This is a genomic window from Streptomyces prunicolor NBRC 13075 (assembly GCF_000367365.1).
Lineage (GTDB): Bacteria > Actinomycetota > Actinomycetes > Streptomycetales > Streptomycetaceae > Streptomyces > Streptomyces prunicolor.
In genome coordinates this window covers 65,137-83,955 of sequence record NZ_BARF01000098.1, presented here as the reverse complement: position 1 = coordinate 83,955, position 18,819 = coordinate 65,137, and the positions used below count along the sequence as shown (strand labels likewise).

Annotated in this window: 14 protein-coding genes; 7 read left to right on the top strand and 7 right to left on the bottom strand. The window is 70.1% G+C overall.

Annotation, left to right across the window (positions count from 1 at the left end; all coding sequences use genetic code 11):
* Nucleotides 1–17 precede the first annotated feature (17 nt).
* The 3 genes from ccrA to SPR02S_RS41415 all read right to left on the bottom strand — a co-directional run bounded on the left by ccrA (nucleotide 18) and on the right by SPR02S_RS41415 (nucleotide 4,531).
* Nucleotides 18–1,361 carry a crotonyl-CoA carboxylase/reductase gene (ccrA, locus tag SPR02S_RS41425; protein ID WP_019062925.1) on the bottom strand — a complete coding sequence of 448 codons (1,344 nt, stop codon included), beginning with the start codon at nucleotides 1,359–1,361 and terminating at the stop codon, nucleotides 18–20.
* Nucleotides 1,362–1,779: 418 nt separating this feature from the next.
* A complete protein-coding gene (locus tag SPR02S_RS41420) occupies nucleotides 1,780–2,607 on the bottom strand; it encodes a TetR family transcriptional regulator (RefSeq protein ID WP_026151335.1) in 828 nt (275 codons plus the stop codon).
* A 118-nt stretch (nucleotides 2,608–2,725) separates the two neighbouring features.
* A complete protein-coding gene (locus SPR02S_RS41415; protein ID WP_019062923.1) occupies nucleotides 2,726–4,531 on the bottom strand; it encodes a 3-hydroxyacyl-CoA dehydrogenase family protein in 1,806 nt (601 codons plus the stop codon).
* A 340-nt stretch (nucleotides 4,532–4,871) separates the two neighbouring features.
* Between SPR02S_RS41415 and SPR02S_RS41410 the strand changes: the two genes are divergently transcribed.
* Nucleotides 4,872–5,447: an adenylosuccinate lyase gene (locus tag SPR02S_RS41410; protein ID WP_026151334.1), complete on the top strand. Its 576-nt coding sequence runs from the start codon at nucleotides 4,872–4,874 to the stop codon at nucleotides 5,445–5,447.
* Nucleotides 5,448–5,464: 17 nt separating this feature from the next.
* On the opposite strand, the gene SPR02S_RS41405 is transcribed toward SPR02S_RS41410, so the two are convergent.
* From SPR02S_RS41405 to SPR02S_RS41395, 3 genes are all read right to left on the bottom strand, one after another.
* Nucleotides 5,465–5,872 carry a RidA family protein gene (locus SPR02S_RS41405; protein ID WP_019062921.1) on the bottom strand — a complete coding sequence of 136 codons (408 nt, stop codon included), beginning with the start codon at nucleotides 5,870–5,872 and terminating at the stop codon, nucleotides 5,465–5,467.
* A 98-nt stretch (nucleotides 5,873–5,970) separates the two neighbouring features.
* Nucleotides 5,971–7,551 carry an alpha/beta hydrolase gene (locus SPR02S_RS41400; RefSeq protein ID WP_019062920.1) on the bottom strand — a complete coding sequence of 527 codons (1,581 nt, stop codon included), beginning with the start codon at nucleotides 7,549–7,551 and terminating at the stop codon, nucleotides 5,971–5,973.
* 175 nt (nucleotides 7,552–7,726) lie between these two features.
* A complete protein-coding gene (locus tag SPR02S_RS41395; RefSeq protein ID WP_019062919.1) occupies nucleotides 7,727–8,773 on the bottom strand; it encodes an Rv2578c family radical SAM protein in 1,047 nt (348 codons plus the stop codon).
* A gap of 180 nt (nucleotides 8,774–8,953) precedes the next feature.
* On the opposite strand from SPR02S_RS41395, the gene SPR02S_RS41390 reads away from it, so the two are divergent.
* From SPR02S_RS41390 to SPR02S_RS41370, 5 genes are all read left to right on the top strand, one after another.
* Nucleotides 8,954–9,397 carry an SRPBCC family protein gene (locus SPR02S_RS41390; RefSeq protein ID WP_019062918.1) on the top strand — a complete coding sequence of 148 codons (444 nt, stop codon included), beginning with the start codon at nucleotides 8,954–8,956 and terminating at the stop codon, nucleotides 9,395–9,397.
* 166 nt (nucleotides 9,398–9,563) lie between these two features.
* A complete protein-coding gene (locus SPR02S_RS41385) occupies nucleotides 9,564–11,954 on the top strand; it encodes an MFS transporter (protein WP_019062917.1) in 2,391 nt (796 codons plus the stop codon).
* 148 nt (nucleotides 11,955–12,102) lie between these two features.
* Nucleotides 12,103–14,631 carry a SpoIIE family protein phosphatase gene (locus SPR02S_RS41380; protein WP_019062916.1) on the top strand — a complete coding sequence of 843 codons (2,529 nt, stop codon included), beginning with the start codon at nucleotides 12,103–12,105 and terminating at the stop codon, nucleotides 14,629–14,631.
* Nucleotides 14,632–14,793: 162 nt separating this feature from the next.
* A complete protein-coding gene (locus tag SPR02S_RS41375; RefSeq protein WP_019062915.1) occupies nucleotides 14,794–15,519 on the top strand; it encodes a class I SAM-dependent methyltransferase in 726 nt (241 codons plus the stop codon).
* Between the two features lie 58 nt (nucleotides 15,520–15,577).
* A complete protein-coding gene (locus tag SPR02S_RS41370) occupies nucleotides 15,578–16,285 on the top strand; it encodes a TetR/AcrR family transcriptional regulator (protein WP_019062914.1) in 708 nt (235 codons plus the stop codon).
* Nucleotides 16,286–16,321: 36 nt separating this feature from the next.
* Here SPR02S_RS41370 and SPR02S_RS41365 read toward each other — a convergent pair whose 3' ends face one another.
* A complete protein-coding gene (locus tag SPR02S_RS41365; RefSeq protein ID WP_019062913.1) occupies nucleotides 16,322–17,131 on the bottom strand; it encodes a thioesterase family protein in 810 nt (269 codons plus the stop codon).
* Between the two features lie 269 nt (nucleotides 17,132–17,400).
* On the opposite strand from SPR02S_RS41365, the gene SPR02S_RS41360 reads away from it, so the two are divergent.
* The gene (locus SPR02S_RS41360; RefSeq protein ID WP_019062912.1) at nucleotides 17,401–18,753 is read left to right on the top strand and encodes a beta-1,3-glucanase family protein; all 1,353 of its coding nucleotides are present in this window, start codon (nucleotides 17,401–17,403) and stop codon (nucleotides 18,751–18,753) included.
* Nucleotides 18,754–18,819 lie beyond the last annotated feature (66 nt).

Below are 18,819 nucleotides of genomic sequence, written 5' to 3'. Positions count from 1 at the left end.
GTACTGGACCTCAGCCCTCAGATGTTCCGGAAGCGGTTGATGGCGTCGATGTGCTGGGCGCGCTTCTCCTCGTCGCGCACGCCGAGGCCTTCCTCGGGGGCGAGGCACAGGACCCCGACCTTGCCCTGGTGGAGGTTGCGGTGGACGTCGTAGGCGGCCTGCCCGGTCTCCTCCAGGGAGTACACCTTGGAGAGCGTGGGGTGGATCTTGCCCTTGGCGACCAGCCGGTTGGCCTCCCAGGCCTCGCGGTAGTTGGCGAAGTGCGAGCCGATGATCTTCTTCAGGGACATCCACAGGTAGCGGTTGTCGTACTCGTGGTTGTACCCGGAGGTCGAGGCGCAGGTGACGATCGTGCCGCCCTTGCGGGTGACGTAAACGCTTGCGCCGAAGGTCTCGCGGCCCGGGTGCTCGAAGACGATGTCCACGTCCTCGCCGCTCGTGAGTTCACGGATGCGCTTGCCGAACCGCTTCCACTCGCGCGGGTCCTGGTTGTGCTCGTCGGCCCAGAACTTGTAGTCCTCGGCGGTGCGGTCGATGATCGCCTCGGCGCCCATCGCCCGGCAGATGTCCGCCTTCTGCTCGCTGGAGACGACACAGATGGGGTTGGCGCCGCCCGCGAGCGCGAACTGCGTGGCGTACGAGCCGAGTCCGCCGCTCGCGCCCCAGATGAGGACGTTGTCGCCCTGCTTCATGCCGGCGCCGTTGCGGGAGACCAGCTGCCGGTAGGCGGTGGAGTTCACCAGGCCCGGGGCGGCGGCCTCCTCCCACGACAGGTGGCCCGGCTTGGGCATCAGCTGGTTGGACTTGACGAGCGCGATCTCGGCGAGCCCGCCGAAGTTCGTCTCGAAGCCCCAGATCCGCTGCTCGGGGTCGAGCATCGTGTCGTTGTGCCCGTCGCTCGACTCCAGCTCCACGCTCAGGCAGTGCGCGACGACCTCGTCACCGGGCTTCCAGGCGTTGACGCCGGGGCCGGTGCGCAGGACGACGCCCGCGAGGTCGGAGCCGATGATGTGGTACGGCAGGTCGTGCCGCTTGGTCAGCTCGCTGAGCTTGCCGTAGCGCTCCAGGAAGCCGAACGTCGACAGCGGCTCGAAGATCGAGGTCCACACGGAGTTGTAGTTGACCGAGGAGGCCATCACGGCCACCAGGGCCTCGCCCGGGCCGAGTTCGGGCACCGGGACGTCGTTCAGGTGGATCGACTTGCGGGGGTCCTTGTCGCGGGTGGTGAGGCCCGCGAACATATCCGTCTCGTCCTTGTGCACGGTGATCGCGCGGTACGACTCGGGGAGCGGCAGGGCGGCGAAATCGGCCGGAGTCGAGTCCGGCGACTGGATCGCTTCGAGGATGTCCTTCACGGTCACGGTATTGCCTCCGGCGAAGTGCGCCCTGAGGGAGGGGCGCCGATGGTTACGTCGGTGCTGCTGCTGAGGGTGGGTGCTGAGGTGCCGTCGGTTCGGCGGGTGGTGCTTCGGCAGCGCTTTGTGGCGCGGGAGGTTGCCTGTGACGCAGGCGTCCGGGCGCGCAGCCCAGTGGTGGGTTGCGGGGACAGCCGACGTACGGAAGATCTCTGCACGCCGGCCGCCCGGACACCTTCAACGTATGACACTGCGTGTCACCCCGCAAGGCACCGAGTGCCATGAATCGCTCTCAGGTGAAATCTTTACGTAACAAATGAGCGATGATCGATCGAACGGGGTCTGAAAGGTGCCTGAAAATCTGCTCTGACATGCCAAAACGGCCACCCCGTGGGGTGGCCGTCATCACACGCAGGTGAGGGGCTCAGCGGTCCCGCAGTGCCTCTTCGATGGTCCGCATGACCTCGTCCAGCGGGGCGTCGGTGCGGGCGACCGTCACCAGGACCTCGCCGTTCTGGTGCACCGCCGCGGTGGTCGGCTTGGGGGTCGCGGTGCGGCCGGCGCCGATGCCGCTCCCGAACGTCTTCCGTACGATCCCGAAGGCGTGGTCGAGCTGTGCCTCGACGTCGCCCTGGCCGCCGGCCCGCAGCCAGCGCCGGAGCACGTGGTTGTGGGCGGTGACCACGGCCGAGGCGGCCACCTCGGCGAGCAACGGGTCGTCGTTGGCGTCGTCGTCGTGTGCGTGCTCGTCGAAGTGGCCCAGGAGATAGCGCGTGAACAGCCGCTCGTAGCGGGCCACCGACGCGATCTCGGCCTCGCGCAGGGTGGGTACCTCGCGCGTCAGCTTGTAGCGGGCGACCGAGATCTCCGGCTGGGCCGCGTACATGCGCATGACTTCCTTGATGCCCCGGCACACCGTGTCGAGCGGGTGCTCGTGCGCGGGGGCGGCATTGAGTACCGCCTCGGCCCGGATCAAGGTGTCGTCATGGTCGGGAAAGATCGCCTCTTCCTTGGAGCGGAAGTGGCGGAAGAACGTCCGGCGCGCGACCCCGGCCGCCGCCGCGATCTCGTCGACGGTGGTCGCCTCGTACCCCTTGGTCGCGAACAGCTCCATCGCGGCCGCCGCCAACTCGCGCCGCATCTTGAGGCGCTGGGCGGCGGCGCGACTGCCCGCGGCACTCTCCGGTGCGTCGGGCGTGGCAGGTGTACGGGAGGGCTTGGCGGGCTGGGGCATGACCCGAACGTACTGCATGTGCGCAGCTTGGCGCGCACGTCCGGGGTTTCCCCCGCCCGCCGTGGGCAGGGGTTCTCCGGTGGGATCGAGCAGCCCGCCCCAGTCGCCGTCGGCCGCGAACCGGTCGCCGGGATCCTCAGCGGCGGGCATATTCGCGGAAGCCGCGGCCCGTCTTGCGGCCGAGGCAGCCCGCGGCCACCAGGTGCTCCAGAAGCGGTGCCGGAGCCAGGCCCGGGTCGCGGAACTCGCGGTGCAGGACCTTCTCGATCGCGAGGGAGACATCGAGCCCGACGACGTCCAACAGCTCGAAGGGGCCCATCGGGTAGCCGCCGCCCAGCTTCATCGCGGCATCAATGTCGTCAAGAGACGCATAGTGCTCCTGCACCATCTTGATCGCGTTGTTGAGGTACGGGAAAAGCAGTGCATTGACGATGAATCCAGCTCGGTCACCACAGTCAACCGCGTGCTTCTTGATCTTGACGCAGACCTCGTGCACTGTTGATTGGACGTCAACATCCGTCAAGACTGTACGGACGACCTCGACCAACTTCATGGCCGGTGCGGGGTTGAAGAAGTGCATGCCGATCACGTCCTGCGGACGCGAGGTGGCGCGGGCGCACGCGACGACCGGGAGCGACGAGGTCGTGGTGGCCAGGACCGCGCCCGGCTTGCAGACCTTGTCCAGCGTCGCGAACAGCTGCTGCTTGATCTCCAGGTCCTCGGCGACCGCCTCGACGGCCAGATCGACGTCGGCGAAGGAGTCGTAGGAGCCCGCCGCGGTGATCCGGTCCAGGGTCTCGGCGGCGGCCTCGGCGGTCATCCGGCCCTTGTCGACGGAGCGCGAAAGCGACTTGCCGATACGGGACTTGGCGACCTGCGCCTTCTCCTCACTACGGGCGGCGAGCACGACCTCGTACCCGGCCTTGGCGAAGACCTCGGCGATACCGGACGCCATGGTCCCGGAACCGGCGACCCCGACCGAGCGCACGGTACGGCCGGGGGTGAGCCGCGCGCCCTCCGGTGGGGTCAGCGCGTCCCGCACGATGGTCGCGCTGCCCGGAGTCTCGTAGGAGTAGAAGCCGCGACCCGTCTTACGGCCGGTCAGGCCCGCCTCGCTGAGCTGTTTCAGGATCGGCGCGGGGGCGTGCAGACGGTCGTGGGACTCGGAGTACATGGCCTCCAGGACCGTGCGCGCGGTGTCGATGCCGATGAGGTCCAGGAGCGCGAGCGGGCCCATGGGGAGCCCGCAGCCGAGCCGCATCGCCGCGTCGATGTCCTCGCGGGAGGCGTACTTCGCCTCGTACATCGCGGCCGCCTGGTTGAGGTAGCCGAACAGCAGCCCGTCCGCGACGAACCCGGGCCGGTCGCCGACCGCGACGGGCTCCTTGCCCAGCTCGATCGCGAGGTCGGTGACGGCGGCGACGGCGGTGGGCGCGGTCAGCACCGAGGACACGACCTCGACCAGCTTCATCGCGGGCGCCGGGTTGAAGAAGTGCAGCCCGAGCACCCGCTCGGGGCGCGCCGAATCGGCCGCCAGCCGGGTCACGGAGAGGGCGTTCGTGCCGGTCGCGAGGATGGTGTCGGGACGCACGATGTCGTCCAGCGCGCGGAAGATCTGGTGCTTGATCTCGTACGACTCCGGGGCCACCTCGATGACCAGGTCGGCGTCGGCCGCGGCGCCCAGGTCGGTGGAGGTGCGGACGCGGGCCAGGGCGTCGGTGCGCTCCTGCTCGGTCAGCCGGCCGCGCCGCACGGCGTGGGCGGTCGCGTTCTCCAGAGCGGCGACGGCATGGGCGGTCGCGGCCTCGCTGACGTCGATACCGATGACCTCGCGGCCGGCCCGGGCGAGGACCTCGGTGATACCGGTGCCCATCGTGCCGAGACCGACCACGGCAATGGTCTTGAACGGGGACAGGGGGGCGTCGGGCAGGGGAGTTGCCATCGCGGGACTCCTGGAATGAGGGTGACGACTGGGAGCGCACCCGTACGCCGAGGGGCGCACGGAGTGCGAGAAGGAGTGCGGGTGATGCCGGGCAACGAGCGCACACGCCCGGCGAGAAGAGAGAGTTCCGACCGGCCCTGTCCCAGGCCTGGTCGTACCGCGGTACACGAGGCACCGAACCGACTGCACTCACGGCGGCTGCGTCACCAGGCCACCGTAAGGAGATCCGCGAGTGGGTAACTCGCTCACCTGAGCTTAACCGGTGAGTAACGAGCGCGCCAGCCCCCGGAGTTTGTGATGTACGTCCCGCCCCTCTCACGACCCGCCTAGGCTCGGCTTCATGGACGAAGAGTTGCGATCACTCACGGAGCGCTTACGGCAGGAGTCGGGAGGGACGGTGCCGTACGAGCATCTGGCGGCGACCGGCGACCTCGACGAGCTGGCGGATGTGCTCACGGCCGTGGGGCAACCACTCTGGGCCCGGGAGTTGGCCGCGTTCCGCCTCGGCCTCGCGGGCGACCGGCGTGCCTTCGAGTCCCTCGTCCTGTTCCTCAACCACCGCGACCCACCCCGCTGCGCCTCCGCCGCGTACGCCCTGGCCCGCCTCGACGACCCCCGCACCGCCCGCGCGGCAGCCGCCCTCGCCACCAACGAACTCCGCGTCGCCTACGCGCTGCACCCCGTCCGCCTCCTGGCCGACCTCCACGCCCCCGAATCCGTCCCCGCCCTCATCACCACGCTGCAACGCCGCCTCCGCCCGCACGACCCGTACCGCCGCGTGGCCCTCGCCTGCGTGGAGGGCCTCGGCGAACTGGCCGACCCGCGCGCCAGACCGGTACTGAACGACGCGCTGGCCCACCCGGCGCTGGCGGAGGCGGCGGTGCATGCGCTGGGGCGGATTCCTCGGCAGCGGTGAGCAGTTCGCCCCGTCCCCTACGCGTTGTATCCGCCCACCACCGCGAACGCCTCGATCTCCATCAGGAACTCCGGTCGCACCAGCGCGGCGACCTGTACGGCCGAGGCGGCGGGGAGCCGGTCGTCGGGTATGTGTGCCGCGCGGGCCTCGCGGATCGCCGGCATGTGGGCCATGTCCGTGACGAAGTAGGTCAGTTTGACCACGTCGTCGAAGGTGGCGTCCGCTGAGGCGAGGCAGCGGCGGAGGTTCTCGAAGACCTGGCGGGCCTGGGCCGCCGCGTTGCCCTCGCCGACGAGCTTGCCGTCCTCGTCCAGGGCGAGTTGGCCGGAGACCGCGACGAAGCGGCCGGTGCCCATGACGACGTGCGTGTAGGCCGTCGCGGGGGCGACGCCGTCGGGGGCGGGGATCCTCGTCAGTTCACTCATGCGTCCATCGTGGACCATGGGTCTGACAACGAGGATGCCCACCGTCCCCGACGGACCGACGGGGACGGTGGGCAGTACTCAGCCCTGCTCGGTCGTGCTCAGCCGCGGAAGCCCAACAAGCCGTGCAGCGTCGAGCCATGTGCCGTGCTCGTCGCCGACTTCGCCGTGGTCAGTGGCTTCGGGTCCGGCGTCTTCTGGCACACCGCGTCGACCTCGCCGCCGCTGCGCGGCACCTTGCCGTTGGTCAGATACGTCGCCAGGTACTTGTCCAGGCAGGCGTTCCCGCTCAGCGTGATGCCGTGGTTACCGCCGCCCTGCTCGACCACGAAGCTGGAGTCGGCCAGGAGTTGGTGGACCGTGGCGCCGCCCTCGTACGGAGTGGCCGCGTCGTTCGTCGCCTGGAACAGCAGCACGGGCGGCAGCTTGCCGTTGGCGATGTTGATCGGCTGCTTCGTCCGCGTCGGCCAGAACGCGCACGGCGCGTTGTACCAGGCGTTGTTCCACACCATGAACGGCGCCTTGTCGTAGGCCGCCCAGTTGTCCTTGCGCCACTGGTTCCAGTCGCGCGGCCAGGACGCGTCACGGCACTGCACCGACGTGTAGACGCTGTACCCGTTGTCTCCGGAGGCGTCGATCGCGGCGAAGTTGTCGTATGCCTCGACCAGCGGATCGGCGTTCTTGTCGTTCACGTAGGCCGCGAACGCCTCGGCGAGATAAGGCCAGTAGCCGTTGTAGTACCCGCCGGGGATGTAGGTGTCCTCCAGCTCGGAGGCCCCCACCTTCCCGCCGGCCGGCTTCTTGGCCAGCGCCTTCCGCATCGCGTACCACTTGGCCTCGATCTTGGCCGGGTCGGTACCGAGCTTGTACGTCGAGTCGTACTTCGCGATCCACGCCATGAGCGCCTGCTGGCGGTCGTTGAAGGCGTAGTCCTGGCCGAGGTTGTCGTCGTACCAGACGCCCGTGGGATCGACGATGGAGTCCAGGACCAGGCGACGTACGCGCTCCGGGAAGAGCTTCGCGTACACCGCGCCCAGGTAGGTGCCGTACGAGTAACCGAAGTAGTTGATCTTCTTCGCGCCGAGTGCTGCTCGGATCGAGTCCATGTCCTGCACGGCGCTGATCGTGTCGATGTACGGCAGCACGCTCGCGTACTTCTTGCCGCAGGCCGCCGCGTACGCCTTCACGCGCGTGAGGTTGGCCTTTTCCAGCGCCGGGGTGCTCGGCACCGAGTCGGGGCGGACCGGGTTGAAGTAGCCGGGCTTGCAGTCGAGGGCGGGAGTGCTCTTGCCGACGCCGCGCGGGTCGAAGCCGATGACGTCGTACTGGGACGCCACCGCCTTGGGCAGCGAGGACGCGACGAAGCCCGCGAGGGTCAGCCCACTGCCGCCGGGGCCGCCGGGGTTGACCAGCAGCGGGCCCTGGTAGGTCTTCGCGGTGTGCGGGACGCGGGACAGGGCGAGCGAGATCTGCCCGCCGTGCGGGTTCGCGTGGTCCAGGGGGACCTTGACGCTCGAACACTGGAGCGTCGGGTAGTCGGTGGTGGCGCAGCTCTTCCAGCTGAGCTTCGCCGTCCGGACGGTGGTCGTGGGGTGCGCGGTGCTCGCGTCGGCGGGGAGCGCGGTGACCGTCCCGGCCACGACGACGGCGGCACCGCACAGTACGGCTACGCGTTTTCTCATGAGTCCTCCCAGGGCGGAGAGGCAGCGGACCGCGGCTTCTCGCGGTCGGTCCTCGCCGCATAGTCCCGAATACTCGGGGCGGAAGAACCTGTTCGGCCGATACTTGACCCAATTGGGCCGCCGGATGCGCTCGAACGCCCTCGGATCGCTGAGAAACGCCCGCAGACCGTCGCCCTCAGATCAGAGTGAGCTGCGTCGGCTCGGAAACCGGCTCGTCCGCGGGGTCCGGCGGCTCGGGAATCCGGCGCGGCATCCCCGCGCGCGCGGGACCGATGCCGTACTCCTGCGCCAGGTCGTGGACCTGACGGGTGATCCGGCGCTGGTACCACTTCGGGGCGTACGCGCCCTCCGCGTACAGCCGCTCGTAACGGCGGACCAGATGCGGGTGGTGCTGCCCGAGCCAGGCCATGAACCACTCGCGGGCGCCGGGCCGCAGATGCAGCACCAGGGGAGTCACCGAGCTGGCCCCGGAGGCCGCTATCGCCCTTACGGTGGCGCGCAGTTGGGCCGGGTGGTCGCTCAGGAAGGGGATCACCGGGGCCATCAGCACCCCGACGTCGATGCCGTGCTCGGTCAGGGTCCGTACGGCGTCCAGGCGCCGCTCCGGGGAGGGCGTGCCGGGCTCCACCGTGCGCCACAGCGCCGGGTCGGTGAAGCCGACGGAGACCGAGATGCCGACGTCGGTGACCTCGGAGGCCTGCACCAGGAGGTCCAGGTCGCGCAGGATCAGCGTGCCCTTCGTCAGGATCGAGAAGGGGTTCGCGTGGTCGCGCAGGGCGCCGAGGATGCCCGGCATCAGCCGGTAGCGGCCCTCCGCGCGCTGGTAGCAGTCGACGTTCGTGCCCATCGCTATGTGCTCGCCCAGCCAGCGCCGGGAGCCGAGCTGGCGGCGCAGCAGGTCCGGCGCGTTCACCTTGACCACGATCTGCGAGTCGAAGCCGAGGCCGGTGTCGAGGTCCAGGTAGCTGTGCGACTTGCGGGCGAAGCAGTACACGCACGCGTGCGAGCAGCCCCGGTACGGGTTGACCGTCCACTCGAAGGGCATGCGGGAGGCCCCCGGCACCCGGTTGATGATCGAGCGGGCCCGCACCTCGTGGAAGGTGATCCCGCGGAACTCTGGTGTGTCGAAGGTACGGCTGACCACGGCGTCCGCGCCGAACAGTGCGGCGTCGGCCGCCCGGCTGTGGCCGCCGGACTCGACGGTGAGGTTCTCCCAGCGCATGACGCCTCCTAAGTAGGCCTGCCCTCCGAGTGAAACACTTGTTCGAATTACTGTGCAAGTGTCATTCCCGATCGCTTCCGACGCCTTGAGGCACCCCGATTTGGGTGGCCGTGGGCGGGGGTGGTTGGCTTGCCCCGACCCCGAGAACCGATGTCCTGACTCATGTCCTGGAGGAAACCGATGGCGCAGGTCGAGGCGACTACCGAGCGGGTCGTCGCAGCCGACGCGGAGGCTGTCTTCGACGCCCTCGCCGACTACAGCGGCACGCGCGCGAAGGTGCTGCCCGAGCAGTTCAGCGAGTACGAGGTGCGCGAGGGCGGCGACGGCGAGGGCACTCTCGTCCACTGGAAGCTCCAGGCCACCAGCAAGCGCGTCCGCGACTGCCTCCTGGAGGTCGGCGAGCCCACCGACGGCGAACTGGTTGAGAAGGACCGCAACTCCACCATGGTCACCACCTGGCGGGTCACCCCGGCCGGCGAGGGCAAGTCCCGCGTCGTCGTGACCAGCACCTGGAACGGTGCCACCGGCATCGGCGGCTTCTTCGAGCGCACCTTCGCCCCCAAGGGCCTCGCCCGCATCTACGACCTGGTCCTCGACAGGCTCGCCGCCGAGGTCGAGAAGTAGGCCCCAAGGGCCAAGCCGCCAGGGCGCGTTGACGCTCCGGCCGCGTCCCTCACCGGTTCGAGTGGATCTCCGTGCGAGCCGGGCGTACGCCGTAACTCGTCACGCTTGCTCACAGTTGTCGCCTAAAGCGGGAATTGTGCGGCAGGCGCGACGAGGGGAGCGGTACGTGGGCGGGACGACTCTGGTGCAGGACGAACAGGCCCCGGCGCCCCCGGAGACACCGGTCCCCGCACCCGTCGACAAGGCCGAACTGAGCCCGCGCCGCGTGCGGTTGGTGTTCCTCGGCCTGATGCTCGCGCTGCTCCTCGCGGCCCTCGACCAGATGATCGTCGCCACCGCGCTTCCGAAGATCGTCGGCGAACTGCACGGCCTGGAGAAGATGTCCTGGGCGATCACCGCCTACCTCCTCACCTCCACGGTCGGCCTGCCGGTCTACGGCAAACTCGGCGACCTCCTCGGCCGCAAGAGCGTGTTCCAGTTCGCGATCGGCGTCTTCGTCATCGGCTCCGCGCTCTCGGGCCGCGCCCAGTCCATGGACCAACTCATCGCCTTCCGCGCGGTGCAGGGCATCGGCGCGGGCGGTCTCATGATCGGCGTGCAGGCGATCATCGCGGACATCGTGCCGCCCCGGGAGCGCGGCCGGTTCATGGGCCTGATCGGCGCCACCTTCGGACTCGCCTCCGTGGCAGGGCCGTTGCTCGGCGGCTACTTCACCGACCACCTCTCCTGGCGCTGGTGCTTCTACATCAACGTGCCGTTCGGCGTGGTGACGTTCGCCGTCGTCACCGTCGTACTGAAGCTGCCGAAGCCCACCGTCAAGGCGCGCCTCGACCTCCTCGGCGCACTGCTGCTCGCCGCCGCCTCAACGTGCCTGGTGCTGCTGACCAGTTGGGGCGGGACCGAGTACGCCTGGGGCTCGCGCGTCATCCTCGGGCTCGGCGCCGGAGCCGTGGCCGCCGCGGTCCTCTTCCTCGTCGCCGAGCGCCTCGCGCCCGAACCCCTCATCCCGCTACGGCTGTTCAAGGACGCCGTCTTCAACGTCACCGCTCTCGTGGGCCTGGTGATCGGGGTCGCGCTGTTCGGGGCCGCCAGCTATCTGCCGACCTTCCTGCAGATGGTCGACGGGGCGAGCGCCACCGAGTCGGGACTGCTGATGCTGCCCATGATGGGCGGCATCGTCGGCGCGTCGATCATCTCCGGCCAACTCATCAGCCACACCGGCCGCTACAAGATCTACCCCCTCCTCGGCAGCGCGCTGGCCACCCTCGGCATGTGGCTGCTGTCCCGCCTCGAAGTCGACACCTCCCGGCTGCAGTACAGCGTCTGGATGGCCGTCCTCGGCGCCGGCATCGGCATGGTGATGCCCGTCCTCGTCCTCGCCGTGCAGAACTCCGTACGGCCCGCCGACCTCGGCACCGCCACCAGCGCCAACAACTACTTCCGGCAGATCGGCGGCAGCGTCGGCGCCGCCATCTTCGGCACCCTCTTTGCCAACCGGCTCACCGACGCCCTCCGCGACCGGATCCCCGCGCGCGCGGGCGCCGGCCTCCCCGACCCCGAGTCCATCACCCCGCAGCTCGTCCACACGCTGCCCCCGGCGCTGCGCGACGGCTACATCCAGGCGTACGCCGACGCCATGCCGCGGATCTTCCTCTACCTGGTGCCGGTGCTCGCCCTCGGCCTGCTCATCGCCTTCTTCCTCAAGGAGAAACCCCTGGTGTCCCACAACGCCCCCGCCGAGACGTCCGAGGCCGCGCCCCTCAACTCCCCGATCCCGCAGGCCCGTTCGGCGTACGCGGCCGGAATCCCCGTCTGCGGCACGGTGCAGCACCCCGACGGGACCGTCGTACCCCGGGCCGCGCTCACCCTCATCGACGTCTCCGGACAGCAGATCGGGCGCGGCGCCAGCGGCCCGGACGGGCGGTACGCGCTGTCGACGCCCGGCTCCGGGTCGTACGTCCTGATCGCGGCGGCCGGTGGGCACCAGCCGCAGGCGGTGTCCGTGACCGTCGGCGAGCGGCCGGTCGAGTTGGACGTCGTCCTCGGCGGCGCCGGACGCCTCGCCGGGAGCGTGCTGACCGCGGACGGCACCCCGGTGCGGGAGGCCGCCGTAACGCTCACCAACGTGCACGGCGAGGTTGTCGCCAGCACTCGCAGCGGGCGCGAAGGCACCTATGTGATCAGCGAGTTGGTGGCCGGCGAGTACACCCTCGCGGCCAGCGCGCCCGCGTTCCGCCCGGCCGCGCTCCCCGTCAGCGTCCAGGCCTCCCGCGAGACCCGCCAGGACGTCGAACTCGCCGGCGGCGCCGTGCTGCGCGGCACGGTCAGGGCGAGCGGCGGACGGCCCGTCGAGGACGCGCGCGTGACGCTGCTGGACGCGGCGGGCAACGTCGTGGACACCCTCACCACGGGGCCCGACGGAACGTTCCGGTTCATCGACCTGTCCTCCGGCGAGTACACGGTGATCGCCGCCGGGTACCCGCCCGTGGCCACCGTGCTCCAAGTGGCGGGCGGGGGACGCACCGAGCGCGATCTCCAACTCGGCCACGAGGACTGACTCCTGCCCCACAGAGCACGGAGGCGCACGCCGGTGCGATGGAGTGGAACCAATTCCAGGAATGCCACACATCGCCACCGGCCGCCCCCGTAGCGTGGTGAGTGGCGGCACAGATCTTGCGGAGCCGTGGGGAGAGAGGGCCTGGGTCATGGACCGTGGCACCGAGCGGGAGGCAGCTCCCGGCCGCGGGGCCGGGGACGACGTGGTGACGGAGCACACCGCGGCGGGTCGCGTCCCGCTGGCCGTGATCCTGATCGACCGCGACGGCCTCGTCTCCCACTGGAGCCGCGGCGCCCGACGCCTGTTCGGCGCCACCAGGGAAGAGGCCATCGGCCAGCCCGCCCTCGACCTGCTCCCCGTCTCCGGCGCCCTGCCCGACGAAGACGAGACCGGTCCCTACGGCGTGGACGAACAGACCGGTCCCTACGGCGCGTTCGCCGCCTACGACGGACTGGGCCCCGACCTGGAGTCCTCCCTCGACGGACGGCTCTCCTACCCGGCCGCGGGCCGCGCCCGCCTCACCGTCCCCGAGCGAAGCGAGATGGGGATCCGCCCGGCCGAAGGCTGGGGGAGCGACCGCGTGGACGTCCTGTGGTGGGCCTACCCGCTCGTCGGCCCCGGACAGGAACGGCTGCTGGTGCTCGCCGCCGACGCGGGCGGACTGCGCCAGGACCTCCCCGAAGGGGACGGTGCCTTCGAGCGCATAGCGCCCGGCTTCGCGCATCACACCGACTTCCCCGGCGCCGACGAACTCGCCCGCAGGCTCCCCGAGATCCTGCCCAGCATGAGCGTCGACGAGAGCGCCCGCATCGTCGCGCAGGTCCTCGAACTGGGCTACCCCGTCCTGGAGTTCAGCCGGAACGAGCGGGTGCCGGTGACCCCCGACTGGGGCGTCGCCCGCCGCGCCGAGCGCAAGGCGCGCCGCGAGCGGGCCGCCCTCGCGGTCGCCGAAGGACTCCCGGCGCCGCAGGAGGTCGCGGACGAGGGCGAGGACCTCGAATACGTCGCCGTACGCGAGCGGTTGGAGTTCCTGAACGAGGTCAGCGGCCGCATCGGCACCTCGCTCGACCTCGCCCAGACCATCATCGAGGTCAGCAAGGCGGTCGTACCCAAGTTCACGGACGTCGCCGGCACCTACCTCCGCGAACAGGTCGTCGCCGGTGAGGGGTTCCCGGACGGTGTGCCGGACACGACCACCATGTGGCACCGGGTCGCCCTGGAGCACACCGACGAACCCGGCCGCTGGGACGACGTCGTACCGGTCGGCGAGGCCATGCCGTTCCCGGCGCACACCCCGTTCTTCCAGTGCATGACCACCGGCGAACCCGTCCTCGTGCCGCGCATCAGCGAGCAGATGGGGCACATGATCGCCTCGCAGTTCGAGAAGCGCGACATCAGGCCGCTGATCACCGGCCGCTCCATGCTCGTCGTGCCGCTCAAGGCACGCAATGTCGTCCTCGGCTTCATGATCCTGCTGCGCCACCCGGAGCGCGTCGAGTTCAACGACATGGACCGCGTCACCGGCGCCGAACTCGCCGCCCGCGCGGGCCTGGTGCTCGACAACGCGCGCATGTACACCTACCAGGAGAGTGTCGCCGAGACCCTCCAGGACAGCATGCTGCCGCACATCCCGGCGCTCATGGCGGGCTGCGACATAGCCACCCGCTATCTGCCGGGCACGCTGCTCGGACGGGTCGGCGGCGACTGGTTCGACGCGGTGAAACTGCCCGGCGCCCGCACCGCGCTCGTCGTCGGCGACGTCATGGGCCACGGCCTCAACTCGGCCGCGATGATGGGCCAGTTGCGCACCGCCGTGCAGACCATGGCCGCCATGGACCTGCCGCCCGCCCAACTCCTGCGCAACCTCGACGACTTGGCCCAGCGCCTCGGCGACTCGTACCTCGCGACCTGCCTGTACGTGATCTACGACCCGATCGCGAGCGAACTCCACATCGCCAACGCGGGTCACATCCCACCGGTGATCGTGCGCGCCGACGACGGCCGCAGCGAGCTGCTCGACCTGCCCACCGGTGCGCCCATCGGCGTCGGCGGGGTGCCCTTCGAGGCGGTACGCGTGCGCGTGGCGCCCGGCGACCGGCTCGTGATGTGCACCGACGGTCTCGTCGAGGTGCGCGGCGAGGACATCGGCGTAGGACTCGCGGCCCTGAGCGAGTCGGCCGCGCATCCGGCCGCGTCCATGGACGACGCGTGCGACACCATCATCCGCACCCTGAACACCCGCGGTGGCCGCAAGGACGACGTCGCACTGCTGATGGCCCGCCTGAACGGCATCGAGCCCGACGACGTCGCCGAATGGCGGCTCACCCTCGACCCGGTCGAGGCCGGCCGGGCCCGCGCGGTGGTCCGCGAACAGCTCCACGAGTGGGGCCTGGCCAAACTCGCCGACAACGCCGCCCTGTTGGCGGGCGAGCTGGTCACCAACGCCGTACGGCACTCCCACGGCCGCCGCGTCGCACTGCGCCTGGTGCGCGGCGACACGCTGCTGTGCGAGGTGGACGACGACGACCCCACCCTGCCGTCCCTGCTCGGCGCGGGCCCCGACGCCGAGTTCGGCCGCGGCCTGCGCCTGGTCGGCGTACTAGCCCGCGAATGGGGCGCCAGCCGTACGACCACGGGCAAGACCGTCTGGTTCGAACTCACCCTGCCCCGCCGCTGAAGCGGGCGCGACGGGCGGGGCACAAGGGGCGCACAACGGCGTACACCGGTCGAATGAGCGGTGAAGGAATGCGCCGTGTGCTTGTGAGCAGGACCGGGGCGCGATAGACCGTACTGGCCCGTCACTTATGGCGGAACGGCCTCGCATCCTGGGGAGTTGGGCATGAGCGTGACCAGTCGGTACCGGGAGGCCTGGGAAGGTTTCTGGCGCGAGGCGCCCGACGGACAAGGAGCCGTCTTCTGGGACGCGGCGGCGGCCCAGACGGTCGGGCTCCATCTCGCCCTGTTCGAACCGAAGTTGCGTGATCCCGGCCTCCAGATGGTGGACCTCGGCTGCGGCAACGGCACGCAGACCCGGTTCCTCGCCGACCGGTTCACCCATGTCGTCGGCGTCGACCTGTCCGCCGCCGCCCTCGACCACGCCCGGCACGCGGACCCGGCGGGGCAGGCGACCTACCGGCTGCTGGACGCCGCCGACAAGACCGAGGTCGAGACCCTGCACGCCGAACTCGGCGACGCCAACGTCTACATGAGGGGCGTACTGCACCAGGTCGAGCCCGACGACCGGCAGCCGCTGGTCGACGGCATCGCCGCGCTGATCGGGGAGCGCGGCCACGCCTTCCTCGTCGAACTCGCCGAAGCCGCCGGCCCGATCCTGGGCGAACTGGCCCAGGACCCGGCAGGACCGCCCGCGAAACTCGCCCCGGTCCTGCGCCACGGCATCGTCCCCGGCGAGGTGTCCGACGACGAGGTGCCGGAACTCCTGCGGGCAGCCGGCCTCACCGTCGTCGCGCGCGGCGAACTGCCGTTGATCACCACCGAGTTCACGGCGGACGGCGCGCGCATCGAGCTGCCGTCGAAGTGGCTGATCGTGGGGCGTACGGTCTGAGGCGGCGGGAGCGGGCGCGGGCAGGGCGCCGGACGCGGCACAGCAAGGGGGAGCGGACATGCCAGGACCGCCGGGTCACGGGCCGGGTTTCGAAGTCAGACGCGAGAAGATCATCGACATCGCGGCGGCCCTGTTCGCGCGACAGGGCTACGCGGCGACCTCCATCAACGACCTCGGCCGCGCGGTCGGACTCGCCAAGGGCGCCCTGTACTACTACATCGGCTCCAAGGAGAACCTCCTCATCGAGATCCAGTCGCGGGTCCTCGACCCGCTGCTGGCCCGTGCCCAGCAGATCGCGGACCTCGACGAGCCGCCACTGTTGCGACTGCGGCTGCTGTCCGAGTCGTTGCTGACGATCATCTTCCGCAGACTCGACCACATCTGGGTCTACGAGCACGACTACCGCAGCCTCAGAGACCGGGAGTTGGAGCGGGTGCTGCGGCAACGCGCCGACTTCGAGCGGCTGATCACCGGCCTGCTCGCGGAGGCCGTCGAGGAAGGGACCTTCCGCGTGGTCGAACTGGACCTGGCCACCCTGCAGTTCGTCAATCTGCACCACCCGACCTACCAGTGGGTGTGGCCGGAGGGCCGTTGGGACGCCACGCTCCTGTCCGCCGAGTACTGCGCGACCCTGTTCCGCGGTTTCGCCGTGTCCGTCGACGGACTCCCGGACGTCGAGGCGCTGGCCGCCGAGTTCAAGCGGACCCGGCCCGCGCTGCGCCTCGACCCCGAAGCGGCGTGGGAAGCGGTCTCCGCGGCGAGCTGAGACGCCTCCCGCTTCAGCACGACAAAGGAACCACGCTCACTGCTCCGACGCGGGCCGCACGGTGAGCATCTGCAACGCGTGCCCCACCGGGCCGTTGACGTCGTGCAGCACCGTGCTGGTCAGGCCCTGTCCGGTGGGCCCGAAGGTGACCGTCGTGTCCAACCCCGTCCAGTCGCCCACGGGTTGGCGGTGCAGGTGGACGGTCAGGTCGACGTTCGGGTAGATCCAGGCGGTCGGCGGCTGGCGTACGGCGATGCCGTTCGCGGTGTCGACGAGCGCGAGGTAGGACGCGAGCGGGCTGCTGGGCTCACCGGCGACGAGGGCGTGCCGGGTGGAGATCCAGGCGGTCGTACGGCCCGGCCGGGGTGGCGCGAGCGGCCGTACGTCCACGGAGGCGATGTAGCCGCCGGGCCACAGCGCGCTCATCTCCCAGGGGGCCAACTCACCGGGAGGCGTGAGCCGTTCGTCGGGGCCGCCCGCCACGGCGGAGGTGTCGATCGCGGCGAGGAGCCAGGCCCGGGCCCGCACCACCGGCCGGTCGGCGACCAGCACCACCGCCTCGACCAGCTCGATCGTGCGGCCGGGGCGGACGACCTCCACCCGGATCTCGCACTCGTCGAGGGCGAGCCGGCCCAGGATGTCGTAACTGATCCGCGCCATCACGAGCCCGTCGCCGCCCGGCCGCTGCGCCAACTGACGCTCGATGGCGTGGACGACGAGCCCGCCGAGCGGGCTGAAGTGCAGCTCGGCCGGGTCCCAGGCGCCGCCCGCGTGGGCGGTGGGCTTGTAACGGTGCTCGTCGATGCGCTCGTAGTAGCTGTCGGGGGCCGGGGTACCGGAGTTCAACGGACTTCTCTCCCAAGACTGTTCTCGCCGTGCGTGCGATGTTGCGGTGACCACTCTGCCACCTGCGGAAAGGTCCATACCGGACGCGTCAAGTGATGGAGGAAGAGGGTCGGTCGGAGCGAGGTCTGCGGTCGGATCCTGAACGGATGTCCGGCCACGAGCCCCCGCATCGACGAACTACCGTTGATTCGGCTTCAGTTGTTGACGACGGGCAAGGGCGGGACTACAACCCGGGGAGAGCGCTCCCAACCCCGCTGAGGAGACCCCCCATGCAGACGTCCGCCGGTACATCCGCCAGACCGCCGACCGGAGCCCTGCGCTCCCGTACGGCTCTCGGTCTGGCCGTCGTCCTGATCGTCGCCTTCTTCGCCGCCCTGAGCCCCTCACCCGCCCGCGCCGCCGACCAGTTGCTGTCCCAAGGACGGCCCGCCACCGCGTCCTCGACCGAGAGCGCGTCCTTCCCCGCCAGCGCGGCCGTCGACGGGAACACCGGCACCCGCTGGTCCTCCGCCTTCGCCGACCCGCAGTGGCTTCAGGTGGACCTTGGAACGGTCCAGCAGATCACCCGCGTCTCGCTCAACTGGGAGGCCGCGTACGCCACCGGCTACCAGATCCAGACCTCCACCGACGCGACCACCTGGACCACGGTCTACTCCACCACGACCGCCACCGGCGGCACCCAGAACCTCACCGTCACCGGCAGCGGCCGCTACGTCCGCCTCTACGGCACCGCCCGCGCCACCCAATGGGGCTACTCCCTCTGGGAGTTCCAGGTCTACGGCCCCGGAAGCACCACCCCGCCCGACGACTTCTGGGGCAGCACCAGTGACATACCGGCGGCCAACTACGCCGTGGAGGTGAAGATCCTCAACCGCACCAACGGCAAGTACCCGGACAGCCAGGTGTATTGGAGCTTCAACGGGCAGACGCACTCCATCGCCGAGCAGCCCTACCTCGACATGCCCGCCAACTCCGCGGGCCGCATGTACTTCTACCTGGGCTCACCCACCAGCTCCTACTACGACTTCATCGAGTTCACCGTCGGCGGCAACGTCTTCAACGGCAACACCACCCGCGTCGACGCCTTCGGCCTCAAACTCGCCATGCGCCTGCACAGCAAGGACGGTTACGACACCGAGGTCGGCGAGAACCGGGCCACCTTCGCCGAGGACCGCGCGACCACCTTCCAGCGGTTCACGGACGCGGTGCCGACCCAGTTCAAGGTGCTGGCCCAGACCCAGGCGCCGTACCGGATCATCGCGCCCGGCAGCGACCCGAGCTTCCGCGCGGGCGGCGCCAACGCCGGCTACTTCACGTCGTACGCCCAGTCGGTCGGCGTGAACGCGGCGACCTCCGACATCTTCGGGTGTGCGGGCTCGCTGGCCGCCGACCCCAACATGTGCGCCGCCCTCAACCGCCATGTGGCGACCCTGCCGGCGTCGCAGCAGTCCGACCCGGCGCAGTTCTACAAGGTGGCGCCCGCCAACTACTACGCCAAGTTCTGGCACGACAACGCCATCAACCAGCTTGCCTACGGCTTCCCTTACGACGATGTCGCGGGCCAGTCCTCGTTCATCTCGCACGCCGACCCGCAGTGGCTCCTGGTCGCCGTCGGCTGGTAGGCACTACGGACACAGCGCGAAACGGGGCCGCCCTCGTCAGGAAGGGCGGCCCCGCTTCAGTTTGTA